We start from the raw sequence: 15,634 nt of genomic DNA, 5'->3' as shown, positions 1-15,634 counted from the left end.
CTCTGGGCGCCCGGGGGGGGGCCCGGCCGCGCCCCCGCCCGCCGCTTTGGATCCACCCGGTCCTGATCGCGTATTCGGCATACGCCTTTGCCACGAAGGTCAGGAACACCCGAGCCGGATCTGGGTCACGCCGTCAGCGCTGCAGGGTCAGCAGGCCCGGCCGGTAGGGCAGGAGGCCGTAGTCGCCGCCGGAGTTGGGGCTGCGGCCCTGGTAGAGCAGCTGCAGGTTGCAGGGGTCGACGGTCATGGTCTGGTCGGCGTTGGTACGGATCAGTTCGCCGTGGCTGATGTCGTTGGTCCAGGTGGCGCCGCTGTTGGCCTTGCCGGCGAAGGGGTTGCCCTCGGTCGCGGCCTGCGGGGTCCAGTTACCGTTCAGGCTGCTGGACGTGAACGAGCGGAAGTAGCGGCCCTGCGCGCCGATCGCCTCGACGATCATGAGGTACTGGTTCTGGTTCTGCAGCTTGTAGACCTGAACGGCCTCGAACAGGTTGTTCGTCGTGTCGCTCATGATCACGGTCGACGTGGTGCCGAAGTTGCCGGGGAAGTTCCCGATGGGCATGCTGGCCCGGTAGATCTTGCCGTTGTCGCCGGCGAAGAACAGGTACATGTTCGTGCTGTCACCGATGACCGCCTGGTCGATGGGGCCCGTTCCGGAGCCGGTGATGCTTCCGGAGAAGAGCGTCTGCGGTGCCGACCAGCCGTTCGGGTTGGTGGGGTCGGTGGAGGTGCGGTAGGAGAAGGCAGGGCCGCCCCACTGGTAGGCGAGCACCCAGATGTTCTTGGGGGCGAAGTAGAACAGGCTGGGGGCAACGGTGGCGGAGTTCATCGCGTTCTGGCTGGCCGAGGCCATCTCCGACCAGTTGGTGAACAGGCCGAAGTTCATCGAACCCCAGCTCGACCCGTTGTCGTGCGTCGTGGCGTAGACGAGTTGCCTGCCGTTGTAAGGGGCGACGGTGAAGTCCTTGAGCGAGACCCACCCGGACCTCGGGTTCGCCAGCGAGCCGGTCGACGTCCAGCGGTACGTCGACGGAAGAGCGCAGGTGCCGGTCGGGGTCGGCGTCGGGGTCGGGTTCGGCCCGCTGCCGACCTGGACGAGTTGCCACTGCTGGTTGTTGCCGCCCCAGTCGTCGTACTGGACGATGTTGGCGCCGTCGGCGGTGGAGGCGCCCTGGACCTCCAGGGCCTTGTTGCTGTGGCGGCTGATCAGGCGGACGTAGCCGCCCGCGGAGTCGGCCAGGCGCCACTGCTGGTTGGTGCCGTTGAGGTCGGCCCACTGCACGATGGCGCCGCCGTTGGCGGTGGAGAAGTTGTGGACGTCGAGGACCTTGCCGGAGTGGCGGGACTTGATGCGGTAGTAGCCGCCACCGGAGTCGACGAACTGCCACTGCTGCTGGTTGCCGTTGTTGCGGGTCCACTGGGTGATGCGGGCGCCGTCGTTGGTGGCCAGGTTGTAGACGTCCAGGGCCTTGCCGCTGTTGCGGTTGACCAGGACGTACCAGGCGCTGGTGTCGACCGTCGCCGCGTTCGCGGATTGGACGGCCACGAAGAGGCTCATCAGCAATGTGGCCGCCGTCACGATGACGGCCAGGGGTCTTGTTCTCATGATGTACTCCGATTTCATCTGACGCGGAGCGAATGGGCGGGTTGGGGTGGTTCTTATGGGGTCGTGAGGTCGAAGCGGCGCACGGTCACCGAGCCACCGAGGGACTGGGTGGCGTGGTTGAAGATCCCGAAGCGGTAGCCCATGAAGAACTGCCAGGCGTTGTTCAACGTGAAGGCCGGTCCGAACGAGGTGAAGTTGGTCCCGTCGGTGCTGTAGGAGAAGCGGGCCTGCCGTCCGGAGCCGGGCCGGATGTCGGCGTTGACCCGCAGCCAGATCCGGCCGCCGGAGACGTTGGCGCTCGCCGCCTCGGTGCCGGTGCCGGTGGTCTGCCAGCTGCTGTTCATGGTCAGCCCGTTGGTCATCACGACCCGGGTCGTCCCGTTGTCGCGTTTGAGGCCGATCCAGGCCGACTGGTCGCGGAGCATGGCCAGGCCGCTACGGTCGCCGTTGGCCATCTGCGAGTAGTCGAGTTCGATCGTCGCGGTCGACGACGGCCCCTGGATGCGGTGGGTCAGGGTGTTGCGGGCGTTGTACAGGTCGCCTGTGACGGTCGCGGTCTGCAGCCGCAGCCCGTTGCCCGCCGACCACTTGGTGTTGTCGGGGTTGTGGTTCCACTCCCAGCGGTGGCCGAGCGTGCCCGAGGTGAAGGTGTCGGGGCCGATCATCGGCTGGACGGTCCGGTTGGTCTGGATGTTCGGCTTGGGGTAGGAGACGCCCCAGCCGCCGTTGACCGTCTGGATCGTGGGCCAGCCGTCGCCGGTCCAGGTGATCGGCGCGAGAGCGGGCACCCGGCCGCCGGGGAAGGCGTCGACGAACGACATGTAGTACCAGGCGCCGTTCTGGGTCTGCACGAGCCCGCCCTGGTGCGGCACGCCGCCGCCGGAGATCGGGCCGGGCATGTTCAGCAGGACCTGGCGCATCTCGTACGGGCCGAACGGGCTGGTGGAGCGCAGCACGTACTGGCCGTTCGCGGGCCGGGTCAGCCAGATGTAGTAGTAGCCGTTCCGCTTGTAGAAACGGGCGCCCTCCAGGGTGCCGACGCTGGAGGGGGTCTGGAACACCTGCTGGGCGCGCACCTGGCTGAGCCCGTCGGCCGAGAGCTGGGCGACGCTGATCGTGCCGTTGCCGTAGGCGACGTACATCGTGTCGTTGTCGTCGACGAGCAGCCCGGCGTCGTAGTAGCAGTTGTTGATCTGGGAGCGCTTGGTCCAGGTGCCGTCCACCGCCGAGGCGGTGTAGACGTAGGTGCGGTTGAACTCGACGCAGCCCATCCAGTAGTACGTGCTGTTGCTCGGCCGGTAGTTGAGGGTCGAGGCCCAGATGCCCTTCACGTACGCCCGGCCGCCGTTGAGGTCGTAGGCGTTCGAGTTGAAGTCGAGCCGGGGGACCGAGTGGCCGGCGTACTCCCAGTCGACCAGGTTGTAGGAGCGCAGGATCGGCGCGCCCGGCGAGTAGTGCATCGTCGAGGCCGAGTAGTAGTAGGCGTCGCCGACCCGGATGATGTCGCCGTCGGCGAAGTCCTGCCACACGACCGGATTGGTGTAGTCGCCCCCCGGGTTGGGGCCGGTGCCGACCTGGACGAGTTGCCACTGCTGGTTGTTGCCGCCCCAGTCGTCGTACTGGACGATGTTGGCGCCGTCGGCGGTGGAGGCGCCCTGGACCTCCAGGGCCTTGTTGCTGTGGCGGCTGATGAAGCGGACGTAACCGTCGGGGCTGTCGGCCAGGCGCCACTGCTGGTTGGTGCCGTTGCCGTCGGCCCACTGCACGATCGCGCCGCCGTTGGCGGTGGAGAAGTTGTGGACGTCGAGGACCTTGCCGGAGTGGCGGGACTTGATGCGGTAGTAGCCGCCACCGGAGTCGACGAACTGCCACTGCTGCTGGTTGCCGTTGTTGCGGGTCCACTGGGTGATGCGGGCGCCGTCGTTGGTGGCCAGGTTGTAGAGATCCAGGGCCTTGCCGCTGTTGCGGTTGACCAGGACGTACCAGGCGCTGGTGTCGACCGTCGCCGCGTTCGCGGCGGGCGTGACGAGTGTGAGCAGGGTGCCGACGAGTACGGCCGAGGTGATGGCGGCAAGCAGTACGCGCAGACGATTTCGCCTGGTGTAGTACATACGTCCCCCTCCGGATAATTTTGTTAGCGTTAACATTTCGATCATGACGTCACCCGGAATGTGGCATCCTGCCGGTCGGCGGCGCTCGACGACGCGTTGATCGGGTCGATGCGCAGCACGTAGCCCTGGTGCCGCAGGTGGTGGGTCGGGAAGTTGTACGACCGGAACGACGACCAACTCCCGTCGGCCAGCCCGGCCACCCGATAGAACGTCGCGTCGGCCCGGAAGGTCGCGGAGTTGTCGTTCGGGTCCAGCCGGATCGCGTAGTTGCTGTGGCGCAGGAAGCTACCGGGAACGCTCACCGCCTCGAACGACACCCCGGCCGAGTCGGCCAGCCCCGGCACCATCCGCCACATCTGCTCCCGATACGGGTCGAACGGGTAGGGGTCGATCCGCCCGATCCGGTTGGCGTGCCGGACGAAGTAGTCGGGGAAGTTCGACGACTTCAGCCGTACCCAGTTCGGCAGGCCCCACCGGGAGACCAGGGCGTTGTACTCGGCGTCGGTGATCCCGGCGATCGAACCGTGCTTGGAGTTCATCGGCGGGGTGTAGTCACGCTGGTTCACCGCCGACCACGTGTTGGCGCCGATGTTCGATGACGACCACAGGTAGTAGTCGTTGTTGACCGGGCTGAAGGAGTCACCCCACAGGCGCCAGCCGCCGTCGTTGGTCTTCTGGAGCAACGGCGCCTCGATGGCGTTGCCGATGCGGATCCCGCTCGTGTAGGTCGTGAAGCTGTTGGGCTGGCCCGTGGCGGAGCGGGCGCCGTACAGGTTCCCGTCGTTGAGGTTCTTGTAGTAGAGGTACGTCGTGGACCCGTCGACCACGATGTCGCCGTCCAGCACGTTGAAGTCGGGATTGAAGAAGGTCTGCTGCGCGCCGACCGACTGGAAGTCGGCGGTGTAGTTGACCGCCAGGATGTCCCGGCCGCCGGTGTCGAACGAGTAGACGATGCCGTACTGCCCGCGAGAGTTGTCGCGGAAGACCGTCGGAGCCCAGGTGTGGCCGTTCGTCGTGTGCATCCGCAGGCGGCGGTAGCCGGTGAAGCCGGTCAGGTCGACCGAGTCCCAGACGTGCAGGTACTGGCTGGGCGTGCCGAAGTTGAGGCCCTTCAGGTCGGTGGCGACGACGACGAAGGTGCCGTCGAGCTTCCGGAAGATCTGCGGGTCACGCAGGCCCTGCTGACCGGCGGTGGGGGTGACCACGGGGTTGTTCTGGTTGAGGGGGGTCCAGTTCAGGCCGTCCCGGCTGACCGCCAGGTGCAGGCCGTAGTCGGCGGCCTGCTGGTTCGGGGATTCGGTGAAGTAGCCGAAGACGTACGTGGTGTTCGCCGCGTACGCCGCTCGGGGGAAGGCGACCACACCGGTGGTGGCGAGGGCGGCCGACGTCAGGGCGGCCCTGCCGAACTGCCTGCGGCTCAGGAACACGGGCGTTCCTTTCTCTGGGGGGTTACCGGAGGGGTGTCCGGTCCCGTCGTCGGGCAGACGACGGGACCGGGGCGCGGTGTGAGGTCAGGTCACGCCGCAGGTCCGGCTGTTCTCCGTGAATGGGGCAGGAAGCGGGCATGCCGGATCGGCAGGACCTGTGCGGCCCGACGTCGCCGGGTAGCCGCCCGCTCGATCCGGCCCCGGGCGGACGGCCTCTCCCTCCCTCGGGAGTTCAGGCGCGGGAGCAGGTGCTCCCGTTGAGGGTGAAGGCGGAGGGGGCGGCGGTGTTGCCGGTGTGGGTGGCCTGGAAGCCGATCTCGACCGAGCCTCCGGCGGGGATCGAGCCGTTGTAGCTCACGTTGCGCGCCGTCACCTGGCCACTGGCGGGCGAGTAGGTGGCGTTCCATCCCCCGGTGATGCTCTGGCCCGAGGGCAGGGTGAAGACGAGCGACCAGCCGTTGATCGCGGAGGCGCCGGTGTTGGTGACGGTGATCGCCGAGGTGAATCCGTTGTTCCAGGCGTTGAGGGTGTAACCCACCCGGCACGGCCCACCCGGGGGCGGCGTGATGGTGGGAGTGGGGCTCGGGTTGGGAGTGGCCGCGTTCAGCGCGTCCAGGACCGAGGTGTAGGCGGCCTTCTTGTTGCCGGCGGCGTCGAAGAGCAGCGGGTTTTGACCGGTGCGCCAGGAGTCGCTGTCGCGGATGCCCCAGACGGTGATGCCGTTGCAGCGGGCGACGTTCAGGCAGGCGCGGGTGACGGTGGCGTACACGTTGGCCTGGTTGGAGCCGGAGATGTCGAGTTCGGTGATCTGGACGTCGACGCCGAGGTCGGCGAAGCGCTGGAGGTTGGCCTGGTAGTCGCCGGGGACGGAGTTGGTCAGGTGGGACTGGAAACCGACGCAGTCGATCGGGACGCCGCGTGATTTGAAGTCGCGGACCATGTTGTAGATACCGGTGCTCTTGGCGTTGATGCCGTCGGTGTTGTAGTCGTTGTAGCAGAGTTTGGCGCCGGGGTCGGCGGCGCGGGCGGCGCGGAAGGCGGCTTCGATCCAGTCGTTGCCGGTCCGCTGGAGGCTGGAGTCACGCCGTCCGCCGGAGGTGCCGTCGGCGAAGGCCTCGTTGACGACGTCCCAGGAGTGGATCTTGCCTCGGTAGTGGGTGGCGACCTGGGTGACGTGGTTGATGGCGGCGCTGCGCAGGGTCGAGCCGGACAGGCTCTGTGCCCAGCCGGGCATCTGGGCGTGCCACAGCAGGGCGTGGCCTCGGATCTTCATGCCGTGTGCGATGGCGTGGTTGGCGATGCGGTCGCCGTTGGTGTAGTTGAACGAGCCGCGCGACGGCTCGGTGGCGTCCCATTTCATCTCGTTCTCGGCGGTGACCGAGTTGAACTCGCGGTTCAGGATGTTCACGTACGTGGAGTCACCGAGCCTGCCGGCGGCGATGGCCGCGCCGAAGTAGCGACCCGACTGGGAGGCCGCCGCCCCGAGCGTGGTCGCCGCGGCGGAGACGGCCGGCGGGATGGCCGCCATGACGCCGGCTCCGAGGGCTGCGGCGATCGTGAGAGTGAGGGTTCGTCGTGCTTTCGAGGCGACGGTCAGGATCGCAGTGGGGGGCATGCCGGTTCCTTCTTGGGCACGAGGTCGGGACGGGGGAGGCATCCATCACTCCTTGGCCACGGCTGGGGGACAGCGGCCGCCGAAATCTGTTATCGCTAACATTCGAGACTCCAGATCTCCATGGCCTGCTCCCGTGGATGTGTTGACGCGGAGTACATCCGACTGTCCGATCCAGGTCAATGAGTCGCAACCCTCGCTGACCTGGGCATTGCCGCTGACATGTTTCCCGGCCTGGGCATTCGCCCGGAGGGAGATCATGTCGTGCTGCCCGCGCATGTGAAAGTTTCACAGAAGTTACCAGTTGGCAACCGTAGAATTCTGACTGAATTCAGCTAACTTTCTCGACGGCCCCTGCTTGACGGCTCGGGCAGTCCGAGCCGGTCGGTGGAAATTTTCTGTTGACATCCGACAGTTGTCGGATCAATGATCGTTCCAAGTGTCCGGCAAGCGGGCTGTAAGGGGGAAGGAGCAGCGAAAACGGCCATGCCGAGAGGCCGAAAGCCGCCCGATACACTTCCGATATGACCTCGACCGAGGAATCCCCCCACGCCGACTCGGCCTCCTCCAAACCGCTGACCCTCTCCCAGCTCGCCGAGCTGGCCGGGGTCTCCATGGCCACCGTCTCAAAGGTCGTCAACGGCCGCTCGGAGGTCGGCCCGGAGACCCGCGCCCTGGTCGAGGGCCTCATCCAAGAGCACGGTTACCGCAGGCAACGCCGTCGCATCAAGCCGGCGGGCCTCATCGAGGTCGTCTTTCACGAGCTGGCCGGCGACTATCCGATAGAGATCGTCAAGGGTGTCCAGCAGGTCGCCCGGCGGCATGGCCTGAGCGTGGTGATCTCCGAGCTCGGCGGTCGGCACACCCCGGGACACCGGTGGATCGAGGACGTGCTCGGCCGCCGCCCCACCGGTGTCATCACGGTGTTCTCGGGTCCCACGGATGAGCAGCGCGTACGGCTGGCCACTCGCGAGGTTCCCCTGGTCGTGCTGGATCCGGCCGGGGATCCCGGCCGCGGCGTACCTTCGGTGGGGGCCACCAACTGGAGCGGTGGCCTGGAGGCCACCCGTCATCTTCTCGAACTCGGTCACCGCCGGATCGCGATGATCACGGGGCCTGAGTACGCGCTCTCCGGCCGGGCACGCCTGGACGGTTACCGTGCCGCCCTCGACGCCGCCGGTGTGCCGGTCGATCCCGACCTGATCTGCCAGGGGACGTTTCAGATCGAGGATGGCCTGGCCTGCACCCGTCGGCTGCTGAGGCTGCCCGAGCCACCTACCGCGATCTTCGCGGCCAACGACGGCCAGGCCGTCGGCGTCTACCACGCCGCCCACGAGCTGCGACTACGCATCCCGGACGACCTCAGTGTGATCGGCTTCGACGACATGCCCTCCTGTCGCTGGGCCATCCCGCCGCTCACCACGATCCACCAGCCCCTGATCGAGATGGGCGCCACGGCCGCCGCCATGCTGATCAGCCTGGCGGAGGGGGAGCCGCTCCAGCAGAGACGAGTGGAACTGGGCACCGAACTCGTGATCCGCGGCAGCACGGCCGCCTTTCAGGGGTAGCCGAAAATGCCTGTGGATCTTATGAGCGAACCTGGGACGACCGGCGGGGTCACCGGGGCGCGACCCTTCTCACCGGCACCCGTGTGCTGCCTGACGTCTCAACAGGTTTGACGGCTACCGGCCACGGGATCAGTGCCCGCTGACCCCGGAGGCCGGTTGGTGATCGCCTACGGTCACGTAGGCGATCGGGCCGCCGGACGTGGATGTGAGGCGCTTGCCGAGAAGAAGCCCGGCGATTCGCAGGTCGTCGGCTGCGCCGATCGTGATCATGTTGGTGGCCGTGTCGAGGTCGCTGATGTAGCCGGCGAGTCTCGCGTCGAAACGATGACGGGTCAGGCCGTTGCCGGTCAGTTTGGTGTCCCAGCCGCTCAGCCCCGTGAGTACGGCGACGACGAATCCGCCGAGTGTCACCGGGAGGATGCCGGCCTGGGCGATCTTTTCTGGTCTCCCCACCCACCATCCGCGCAGCGCCTCCAGCAGGTCCGCAGGTGTCAGATCGGCACGAAAGCCGATGAAGGGGCGATCCTCACCTGGGACCCGCTTCGCCACGTCGACGCGCAGCACTGCCATCGTGGCATCGCCGGTTGTCGTTGGCAGGAGGTGATGTAGCGCCACAGCGGAGCGAGCCCGGATTCGTTGCGCCACGTCCGCAGGGACGACCAGCCTGTCGCCGTGTCGACCGGCGGCGGGAAGCAGACCCGCGGCTGCGATCTTCTGTAGGGCGGCGAGGGACAGGTTGGAGTGGACGGCGGCTTGCCGCAGGGCGATGAGGGTCATGGGCTCGTGAGGTCATCTCTCGGTTCGCCGTTCACGGATGGTCCTCTCCGCAGCGTCCTGACAGGGACTCTATTATCAACAGGTCTCTGCTGTTCGGAAGTCATGCGTTGGCTGGTTCTCCGAGGCGGGCTGTAAAGCCTCCACAGGTGACCAGAACTGCAGTTTGAACAGAGCGAAACCAATGATGTCCGCCGTGAAATCCTCGTGGTTGAGGAGCTTGCGGTGGGCCCTGAACTGCCATTCGTGGCTTCGATGGCCGAGGTCGAACTCCTCGTAGTAGTTGAGCTCTCCAGAGTAGCAACTGATCGCGCAGATTTTCCCGGAGGTCAAGCAGATGCTTCCTGATTGGCTTTCATCCCAGTTCGAAGCGGGCGGCTCACCGTCCCAGAGTTCGTATTCGACGAGAGCGTGATCACAGTAGTTGGTGTTGAGCGCGATGCCGTTGGGGCCGCTGTGGACCCAGACTTCCCCGTAGGCTCCACCGGCAACGCTCCACGATGCTTCAACGTCCGCAACCCCCTGCAGGTGCGACGTTATCTTGCGGGGGTCGAGAAGCGTCTTGACGATCTCTGCCATGGCCCTCCCCGAGAAGGCGTACGAGTGTATGCGTGCTGATCATGGCGAATGGGACTGACAGATTCGGGCGGCTCCGAGGAACAACTGGTCCAGCCCCGCCGCGCAGATCTGCCTGATCGTGTCGACGCCTCGGTACTCCTGCGGGGTGTCGTGCTCGTAGGAGACGACATCCTCGGCGATCGGTGCCATCTGCGCGTCAAGGTCCTTGCGTTCGGACGCGTCGAACCAGACCCGGAACAGTTCCCGCAGCTCCACCACTCCCGCTTTCTTCATCAGAAACCTTGTCTTCGGTGTAGACGATGTTTAACGCTCACGCTAACATCGTCTCTAGCCGAGTCGATGTTCTTCGCGTCCTGTCGACGCGGGACTTCATTTCGGGCGTGGTAGTAATGAGATCCGCGAAGGAGGCCGGACAGACAAGTTGGTGCGCCATGACCGAGTCCTACCTCGGTGTCCTCGGTATCGGCGAGGCGCTGGGGGTGAGCCGGCACGCGGTGCACAAGTGGCGCTCCCGCTATCCGGGCGATTCGCGCCACCCGTTTCCCGAGCCCGACGTCGAGGTCGACGGAGCTCCCGGCTGGCGAGCTGATCGGCTGGAAGAGATAGTGCGGTGGCGCGACGGCCTGCCGGGTCGCGGCGCGGGCGGAGGCCGTCCTTCCGCCGCACGTCAGGAGTACCTCAGGGCGGCGGCGGTGCGCGGCCTGGACCGAGACGAGGCGATGCGCGCCCTCGTCACGTTCACCGAGGAGTTCCCTGAGATGACCGAGCCGGAGGTCTGCGCCTGGCTCATCGAGAAGTGGCGCGGGTAGCACTTCCCGGCAACACCCCTCCACACGGAAGTTGATGACGCATGCCCGAAATCGGCGGGAACACCGCACCGGGATTCGAAGGAGTACGTGAGGCGTTCGCGGCCAATCTGGCCGGCGACCAGGAAGTGGGCGCCGCGGTCGGCGTCTACCTGCACGGCCGGAAGGTCGTCGACCTGTGGGGCGGAATCGCCGACCCCGAGACCGGCCGACGGTGGGAGCGCGACACCCTGCAGGTCGTGTACTCCACCACCAAGGGTGTCACCGCCGCCTGCGCGCACCTGCTGGCCCAGCGCGGCGAACTGGACCTCGACGCACCCGTCGCCGACTACTGGCCGGAGTTCGCCGCGAACGGGAAGGACGGTATCCCGGTCCGCTGGCTGCTCACCCACCAGGCCGGACTGCCGGTGATCGACCACCCGATCACCCCGGCGGAGGCGATCGCCTGGGACCCGATGGTGACCGCGCTGGCCGCCCAGCGCCCCTCCTGGGAGCCGGGCACCGAGCACGGTTATCACGGGCTCACCTACGGCTGGCTGGTCGGAGAGGTCGTCCGCCGGGTGAGCGGCCGCAGCCTCGGCGCGTTCCTCGCCGAAGAGATCGCCGCACCGCTCGGTCTGGACCTGTGGATCGGGCTGCCGGAAGCCGAACGGCATAGGGTCAGCCGGATCATCGCCGCGGTGCCCGACGTCGAGGCACTGGCCGGGATCGACCTGGACGCCCTTCCCGGACCCGCGCGCGAGGTGATGGCGGCCTATGCCGATCCGACGTCGCTGACCGTGCGGTCGATGAGCATCATCAAGCCGCCACTGGACCACAACGACCCCGACGAGCAGTCCGCCGAGATGCCCTCGACCAACGGCATCTGCACGGCCCGCGCGCTGGCTCGCTTCTACGCCGCGCTCATCGGCGAGGTCGACGGGCACCGCATCCTCGCACCCGGCACCCTGGCCGCGGCGACCGCGGAGCAGGTCGGTGGCATCGACCGCATCCTGCGGGTACCCGTCCGGATCGGCACCGGTTTCGGCCTGCCGACACCCGACGCCTTCTGGTACAGCCCGACCGCCTTCGGTTTCCCCGGTCTCGGCGGATCACTCGGCTTCGCCGACCCGGCGACCGGCCTGGCGTTCGGCTACGTCATGAACCACCTTCAGGAAGGGGTGCCGGACCGCAGAGCGGCCAACCTCCTGGACGCGGTACGGGGCGCGATGAAGGACCGGGCTCGGTAGGGGCCTTCGACGTAGCGCCTCGGCGCCCATCTCGGCGCGGTCACCGCCCGCGCCAATGTTTCGATGAACATCTATTCATGGGGTGTCGCCGACTTGCGGTACTGCTTAGAGGCCTGTCAACTTAGAGCTATGTCGAAACAGGCGTTGCCGATCGTGGACCTGGCCGGGACCGACGAGGCCGGGCAGGTGTGCTGCGCGCCGCTGGTGTGCGAGCCGTTGAACCCGGCCGAGGCCGAGGAACTGGCGCCGTTGTTCAAGGCGATCGCCGATCCGGTGCGGCTGCGCCTGCTGTCGCTGATCGCCTGCCACGAGGGCGGCGAGGCGTGCGTATGCGACCTGACCGGCGCCTTCGAGCTGACCGGTCCGACCATCAGCCACCACCTGAAGGTGCTACGCCAAGCCGGGCTGATCGACTGCGAACGGCGCGGCACCTGGGTCTACTACTGGGTCAACCCGGGCGTGCTGGCGCGACTGTCGGCGATCCTGGGTCCGCGCCTGCCGGCGATGGCGTGAGCGGCACCGCGCAGGCGTCGTCCGCCCCGGCAGGGGCCGAAGCGGTGCCGCCGGGACGGTTGTCGACGCTGGACCGGTTGCTGCCGGTCTGGATCGCCGCCGCGATGGTCGCCGGGCTGGTGGCGGGCCGAACGGTCCCCGGCCTGGGCGCCGCGCTGGAGGTCGTGCAGGTCGACGGCGTCTCGCTGCCGATCGCGCTGGGCCTGCTGGTGATGATGTATCCGGTGCTGGCCAAGGTCCGCTACGACCGGCTGAGGGCGGTGACCGGTGACCGGCGGCTGCTGGCCACCTCGCTGGTGCTGAACTGGGTGGCCGGCCCCGCGCTGATGTTTGCCCTGGCCTGGCTCTTCCTGCCCGACCTGCCCGCCTACCGCACCGGCCTGATCATCGTCGGGCTGGCCCGGTGCATCGCCATGGTCGTCATCTGGAACGACCTGGCCTGCGGGGACCGGGAGGCCGCCGCTGTGCTGGTCGCGCTCAACAGTGCCTTCCAAGTGATCGCCTTCGCCGGGCTCGGCTGGTTCTACCTGGTCGCGCTGCCGGGCCGGCTCGACCTGCCCGCCGCCGCGCTGGGCGTGTCCACCTGGGACATCGCCCGCTCCGTGCTGATCTTCCTCGGAATCCCGCTGGCAGCCGGGTACCTCACCCGCCGCCTGGGGGAGAAGATCAAGGGCCGCACCTGGTATGAGACCCGTTTCCTGCCGAAGATCGGCCCGGTGGCGCTGTGGGGGCTGCTGTTCACCATCGTGATCCTCTTCGCCCTGCAAGGTGACGCGATCACCTCCAAACCGCTCGACGTCGCGCGTATCGCGCTGCCGTTGCTGGTCTACTTCGTGCTCATGTGGGTCGGTGCCTTCGCCCTGGGCCACCTGGTCGGTCTGGGATACGCGCGCACCGCGACGCTGGCGTTCACCGCGGCGGGCAACAACTTCGAACTCGCCATCGCGGTCGCGATCGCCACCTTCGGCGTCACCTCCGGCCAGGCCCTGGCCGGAGTGGTCGGCCCGCTGATCGAGGTGCCCGTCCTGCTCGCGCTGGTCTACCTCTCCCTGGCCCTGCGCCACCGCCTCGCCCGTGTTCAAGGAGCCTTCATGTCCACCGTCCCCGAGGTTTTGTTCGTCTGCGTGCACAACGCCGGACGCTCCCAGATGGCCGCGGCCCTGCTGGAGCACCACGCCGCCGGAGGTGTCACCGTCCGCTCGGCCGGATCCGCCCCCGCCGACTCCATCAACCCGGCCGTCATCACGGTCATGGACGAACTCGGCCTGGATCTGACCCGTGCGTTCCCCAAACCGCTCACCGGCGAGGCCGTCCAGGCCGCCGACGTGGTCATCACCATGGGCTGCGGCGACGCCTGCCCGATCTTCTCCGGCAAACGCTACCTGGACTGGCAGCTGGCCGACCCGGCCGGCCAGGGCATCGAACAGGTACGCCTCATCCGCGACGAGATCGACGCCAGGGTCCGCGCGCTGCTGGCCGAACTGGTCCCCGCCGCAGGCCGGACATGACCACCACCGCGGGGCCGCGCATCACGGCCATGACCGCGAGGCATGGCGCCCAGGTGCTGGCCATCTACCGACTTGGCATCGACGAGGGCCAGGCGACCTTCGAAACCACCGTCCCGACCTGGGAGCACTTCGTGGCGGCCAAGCTGCCCGCCCACAGCCACGTCGCCGTCGGCACCGGCGGTGACCGGGACGGTGACCGGGTGCTGGGCTGGGTCGCGGCGGCCGCGGTCTCCGACCGGTGCGTCTACGCCGGGGTGGTGGAGCACTCGGTCTACGTCCACCCCGCGGCCCGAGGCCGCGGTGTCGGCTCCGCGCTGCTCGCGGCTCTGATCGCCTCCACCGAGGCCGCCGGAATCTGGACGATCCACTCCGGCGTCTTCCCCGAGAACACCGCCAGCCTCGCCCTGCACGCACGCGCCGGGTTCCGGGTGATCGGCACCCGCGAGCGGATCGGCCGCCACCACGGCGTCTGGCGTGACGTCGTACTGATCGAGCGCCGCAGCCCGGTCATTTCCTGACACCACCCCCGAGCCCGTCGGCGGGCCGCCCTTCGGGTGAGGAAGGCACTGGGCGTCGATCGACCTGATGACACACCGCCGGTGTCCGGACCACAGGGGGAACCTTTATGAGGCCGCCGCGCATGTGCGCGGATCGGTGGGCAAGGCCGGCCTCTTTTGAACGCGTTCAGCGTGCCGCGCTAGGCTGGCCTCACACGTTCTGGGGAGTCCGATGAAAATAGTGATACCCGGAGGAAGCGGTCAGGTGGGCGCGATCCTGGATCGTGCGATGACCGCCGCGGGGCATGACGTCGTGGTGCTGACCAGGCGGCCGGTGCGGCAGCGTGACATCCGCTGGGACGGGGAGACCCTGGGGCCCTGGGCGGAGGAGATCGACGGCAGTGACATCGTGGTCAACCTGGCCGGGCGCAGCGTCAACTGCCGCTACACCGCCGCCAACCTGAGGGCCATGATGGACTCGCGCGTGCACTCCACCCGGGTCGTGGGCGAGGTGATCGCGGCCGCCGCGCGGCCTCCCCGGGTCTGGTTGCAGATGAGCACCGCCACCGTCTACGCCCACCGCTTCGACGTGCCCAACGACGAGGCGACCGGCGTGCTCGGCGGCACCGAACCCGGTGTCCCGGACTACTGGGCCTACAGCGTCGAGATCGCGAAAGCGTGGGAGCGGGAGCAGGAACGGGCCGAAACCCCGCACACGCGCAAGGTCGCCCTGCGTACCGCCATGGTGATGAGTCCCGATCGCGGCGGCGTCTTCGACGTCCTGCTGCGGATGGCGCGGCTCGGCCTCGGCGGCCCGATCGCGGGCGGCGCGCAGTACATGTCCTGGATCCACGACCGCGACCTCGTCCGCGCCGTCGAGTTCCTGGCCGACCGGGAAGACCTGGCCGGGCCGGTGAACCTCGCCGCTCCCGATCCTCTGCCGCAGCGCGCCTTCATGCGCGTGCTGCGCGCGGCATGGGGGATTCGGATCGGCCTGCCCGCGACGAGGTGGATGGCCGGGCTCGGCGCGTTCGCGCTGCGCTCGGACACCGAACTTCTGCTGAAAAGCCGCCGGGTCGTCCCCGGCCGCCTGCTCGAAGCGGGTTTCACCTTCGACCACCCCCGGTGGCCGGAGGCCGCCGCCGACCTCATAAGGCGCGTGCGCGGAGGGGCCCGCGTCCCCGTGTGAGCCTCCCGGGGATCCTGCGGGCCACCGGCGGCCTCGCCGTTCCGCCTCCCGTGCGGACATGCTCTTCCCGATGACACACCATCGGTGACCGGACTGCTGTAGTCCGGTCACCTGACTGACGGCCCAGGACGGCTCCGGTCGGCTCGACCGAGATGCCCGTCTCGTCCGCGTACCGCGACAGCAGCGCGTAGCCACGCGGCACCAGCCGGGACTCCAGC

Annotated in this window: 14 protein-coding genes and 1 pseudogene; 8 read left to right on the top strand and 7 right to left on the bottom strand. The window is 67.9% G+C overall.

The annotated features are described in order from the left end of the window. Positions 1 to 133 precede the first annotated feature (133 nt). The 4 genes from AB0J58_RS41505 to AB0J58_RS41490 form a co-directional block, all read right to left on the bottom strand. Entirely contained in the window at positions 134 to 1,603 is a 1,470-nt protein-coding gene (locus tag AB0J58_RS41505; RefSeq protein WP_364226591.1) for a non-reducing end alpha-L-arabinofuranosidase family hydrolase, read from the bottom strand. Positions 1,604 to 1,656: 53 nt separating this feature from the next. Next, positions 1,657 to 3,714 (bottom strand): family 43 glycosylhydrolase, encoded by a 2,058-nt coding sequence (locus tag AB0J58_RS41500; RefSeq protein ID WP_364226588.1) that lies wholly within the window; start codon positions 3,712 to 3,714, stop codon positions 1,657 to 1,659. 41 nt (positions 3,715 to 3,755) lie between these two features. Next, positions 3,756 to 5,141, bottom strand: a complete 1,386-nt coding sequence (locus AB0J58_RS41495) for a glycoside hydrolase family 43 protein (RefSeq protein WP_364226586.1) — start codon at positions 5,139 to 5,141, stop codon at positions 3,756 to 3,758. 232 nt (positions 5,142 to 5,373) lie between these two features. After that, the gene (locus AB0J58_RS41490) at positions 5,374 to 6,756 is read right to left on the bottom strand and encodes an endo-1,4-beta-xylanase (protein WP_364226584.1); all 1,383 of its coding nucleotides are present in this window, start codon (positions 6,754 to 6,756) and stop codon (positions 5,374 to 5,376) included. A 521-nt stretch (positions 6,757 to 7,277) separates the two neighbouring features. On the opposite strand from AB0J58_RS41490, the gene AB0J58_RS41485 reads away from it, so the two are divergent. Then, positions 7,278 to 8,321 (top strand): LacI family DNA-binding transcriptional regulator, encoded by a 1,044-nt coding sequence (locus AB0J58_RS41485; protein ID WP_364226582.1) that lies wholly within the window; start codon positions 7,278 to 7,280, stop codon positions 8,319 to 8,321. A gap of 129 nt (positions 8,322 to 8,450) precedes the next feature. On the opposite strand, the gene AB0J58_RS41480 is transcribed toward AB0J58_RS41485, so the two are convergent. The 3 genes from AB0J58_RS41480 to AB0J58_RS41470 all read right to left on the bottom strand — a co-directional run bounded on the left by AB0J58_RS41480 (position 8,451) and on the right by AB0J58_RS41470 (position 9,947). Next, a complete protein-coding gene (locus tag AB0J58_RS41480) occupies positions 8,451 to 9,098 on the bottom strand; it encodes a hypothetical protein (RefSeq protein ID WP_364226579.1) in 648 nt (215 codons plus the stop codon). 75 nt (positions 9,099 to 9,173) lie between these two features. Then, positions 9,174 to 9,674: a hypothetical protein gene (locus AB0J58_RS41475; protein ID WP_364226577.1), complete on the bottom strand. Its 501-nt coding sequence runs from the start codon at positions 9,672 to 9,674 to the stop codon at positions 9,174 to 9,176. A 39-nt stretch (positions 9,675 to 9,713) separates the two neighbouring features. Further along, positions 9,714 to 9,947 carry a hypothetical protein gene (locus AB0J58_RS41470; protein WP_364226575.1) on the bottom strand — a complete coding sequence of 78 codons (234 nt, stop codon included), beginning with the start codon at positions 9,945 to 9,947 and terminating at the stop codon, positions 9,714 to 9,716. Between the two features lie 158 nt (positions 9,948 to 10,105). On the opposite strand from AB0J58_RS41470, the gene AB0J58_RS41465 reads away from it, so the two are divergent. The 7 genes and pseudogenes from AB0J58_RS41465 (at position 10,106) to AB0J58_RS41435 (ending at position 15,416) form a co-directional block, all read left to right on the top strand. Beyond that, positions 10,106 to 10,483: a hypothetical protein gene (locus tag AB0J58_RS41465; protein ID WP_364226572.1), complete on the top strand. Its 378-nt coding sequence runs from the start codon at positions 10,106 to 10,108 to the stop codon at positions 10,481 to 10,483. 41 nt (positions 10,484 to 10,524) lie between these two features. Then, positions 10,525 to 11,709: a serine hydrolase domain-containing protein gene (locus tag AB0J58_RS41460; RefSeq protein ID WP_364226569.1), complete on the top strand. Its 1,185-nt coding sequence runs from the start codon at positions 10,525 to 10,527 to the stop codon at positions 11,707 to 11,709. A gap of 129 nt (positions 11,710 to 11,838) precedes the next feature. Continuing rightward, entirely contained in the window at positions 11,839 to 12,222 is a 384-nt protein-coding gene (locus AB0J58_RS41455) for a metalloregulator ArsR/SmtB family transcription factor (RefSeq protein WP_364226566.1), read from the top strand. Beyond that, positions 12,219 to 13,277 (top strand): annotated as a pseudogene (gene arsB, locus AB0J58_RS41450) (ACR3 family arsenite efflux transporter); the annotation flags it as partial. The gene AB0J58_RS41455 and the pseudogene arsB, both read left to right, overlap by 4 nt. 36 nt (positions 13,278 to 13,313) lie before the next feature. Then, positions 13,314 to 13,730: an arsenate reductase ArsC gene (locus AB0J58_RS41445; RefSeq protein ID WP_364226593.1), complete on the top strand. Its 417-nt coding sequence runs from the start codon at positions 13,314 to 13,316 to the stop codon at positions 13,728 to 13,730. 29 nt (positions 13,731 to 13,759) lie between these two features. Beyond that, positions 13,760 to 14,248, top strand: coding sequence for an N-acetyltransferase family protein (locus tag AB0J58_RS41440; protein ID WP_364226564.1), 489 nt, complete (start codon positions 13,760 to 13,762; stop codon positions 14,246 to 14,248). Between the two features lie 211 nt (positions 14,249 to 14,459). Then, a complete protein-coding gene (locus tag AB0J58_RS41435) occupies positions 14,460 to 15,416 on the top strand; it encodes a TIGR01777 family oxidoreductase (protein ID WP_364226561.1) in 957 nt (318 codons plus the stop codon). The last annotated feature ends 218 nt before the right edge of the window (positions 15,417 to 15,634 follow it).

Source organism: Streptosporangium sp. NPDC049644 (assembly GCF_040675205.1).
Taxonomy (GTDB): Bacteria; Actinomycetota; Actinomycetes; order Streptosporangiales; family Streptosporangiaceae; genus Streptosporangium; species Streptosporangium fukuiense.
This window is presented reverse-complemented; position numbering and strand designations above follow the sequence as displayed.

Excerpts from the sequence above, each read along its gene's own strand:
- AB0J58_RS41505 (WP_364226591.1), bottom strand. The coding sequence starts at position 1,603 with ATGAGAACAAGACCCCTGGCCGTCATCGTGACGGCGGCCACATTGCTG.
- AB0J58_RS41500 (WP_364226588.1), bottom strand. The coding sequence starts at position 3,714 with ATGTACTACACCAGGCGAAATCGTCTGCGCGTACTGCTTGCCGCCATC.
- AB0J58_RS41490 (WP_364226584.1), bottom strand. The coding sequence starts at position 6,756 with ATGCCCCCCACTGCGATCCTGACCGTCGCCTCGAAAGCACGACGAACC.
- AB0J58_RS41485 (WP_364226582.1), top strand. The coding sequence starts at position 7,278 with ATGACCTCGACCGAGGAATCCCCCCACGCCGACTCGGCCTCCTCCAAA.
- AB0J58_RS41480 (WP_364226579.1), bottom strand. The coding sequence starts at position 9,098 with ATGACCCTCATCGCCCTGCGGCAAGCCGCCGTCCACTCCAACCTGTCC.
- AB0J58_RS41475 (WP_364226577.1), bottom strand. The coding sequence starts at position 9,674 with ATGGCAGAGATCGTCAAGACGCTTCTCGACCCCCGCAAGATAACGTCG.
- AB0J58_RS41470 (WP_364226575.1), bottom strand. The coding sequence starts at position 9,947 with ATGAAGAAAGCGGGAGTGGTGGAGCTGCGGGAACTGTTCCGGGTCTGG.
- AB0J58_RS41465 (WP_364226572.1), top strand. The coding sequence starts at position 10,106 with ATGACCGAGTCCTACCTCGGTGTCCTCGGTATCGGCGAGGCGCTGGGG.
- AB0J58_RS41460 (WP_364226569.1), top strand. The coding sequence starts at position 10,525 with ATGCCCGAAATCGGCGGGAACACCGCACCGGGATTCGAAGGAGTACGT.
- AB0J58_RS41455 (WP_364226566.1), top strand. The coding sequence starts at position 11,839 with ATGTCGAAACAGGCGTTGCCGATCGTGGACCTGGCCGGGACCGACGAG.
- AB0J58_RS41445 (WP_364226593.1), top strand. The coding sequence starts at position 13,314 with ATGTCCACCGTCCCCGAGGTTTTGTTCGTCTGCGTGCACAACGCCGGA.
- AB0J58_RS41440 (WP_364226564.1), top strand. The coding sequence starts at position 13,760 with ATGACCGCGAGGCATGGCGCCCAGGTGCTGGCCATCTACCGACTTGGC.
- AB0J58_RS41435 (WP_364226561.1), top strand. The coding sequence starts at position 14,460 with ATGAAAATAGTGATACCCGGAGGAAGCGGTCAGGTGGGCGCGATCCTG.